The sequence below is a fragment of the Lysobacter zhanggongensis genome (assembly GCF_046638635.1).
Classification (GTDB): domain Bacteria; phylum Pseudomonadota; class Gammaproteobacteria; order Xanthomonadales; family Xanthomonadaceae; genus Novilysobacter; species Novilysobacter luteus.
In genome coordinates, this window is the sequence record NZ_JBJXHK010000180.1 from 1 (window position 1) to 760 (window position 760).

At 73.6% G+C, this 760-nt stretch carries 1 protein-coding gene and 1 pseudogene; one reads left to right on the plus strand and one right to left on the minus strand.

All coding sequences use genetic code 11. The features are described 5' to 3' along the window. Positions 1-567, plus strand: a 567-nt coding sequence (locus tag ACKVMH_RS13565; protein ID WP_412700674.1) for an energy transducer TonB, incomplete at its 5' end; no start/stop codon positions are given. Positions 568-597: 30 nt separating this feature from the next. On the opposite strand, the pseudogene ACKVMH_RS13570 reads toward ACKVMH_RS13565, so the two are convergent. Continuing rightward, positions 598-760: pseudogene (locus ACKVMH_RS13570) on the minus strand (tRNA (adenosine(37)-N6)-threonylcarbamoyltransferase complex dimerization subunit type 1 TsaB); the annotation flags it as partial.

Here is a 760-nt window from a genome sequence, read left to right on the forward strand (position 1 = left end):
GAACTGCGCGCGCAGTCGCCGGCGCCGCAGCCACCGCCGCAAGCCCGCGTGGTCAGCAGCACCCGCGGTGAGGCCAACACCGCGACCGCCAAGGCGACCCCGCCACCGGACGAGCGCACCCTTCCGCCGGGCGAGGAGAAGATCAGCCACGACATGGCGATGGCCCGGCTCGCCGCCGAGATCCACCTGCGCTCGGAGCGGTACGCCAAGCGCCCCAAGCGCAAGTTCGTCTCGGCCAGCACCACCGAGTACGCGTGGGCCGGCTACCTGCGCGAGTGGGTCGACCGGGTCGAGCGCGTGGGCAACCTCAACTATCCCGACGAGGCGCGTCGGCGCCGGCTGGCCGGCCAGGTGGTCATCAGCGTCGCGATCCGGCGCGATGGCAGCGTCGAGGACACCGGCATCGTGGTGTCCAGCGGTATTCCGTTGCTGGATGCGTCAGCGCTGCGCATCGCGCAGCTGGCCGAGCCGTACCCGCCCTTGCCGAAATCCGACGACGACCCGGACGTCCTGCACGTGACCCGGACCTGGGCGTTCCTGCCGGGCGGCGAGCTGGTCGACCGCTAGGCGCTTGCCGGAGGCGGCCTCGCCGGAGGGTCAGCGCGCGTCGCGCAGGGCCTGCTGCCGGGCCAGGGTCAGCGCGACCTGGTTGCGCAGATAGGTCGGTTCGACCTTCTCGGGCGCGAGCAACTCGCCGCGGGCGGCGCACATCGCCGCCAGCCGGGCGACGTCGGCGGCGTGCGGCAGCGCTGCCGCGTCC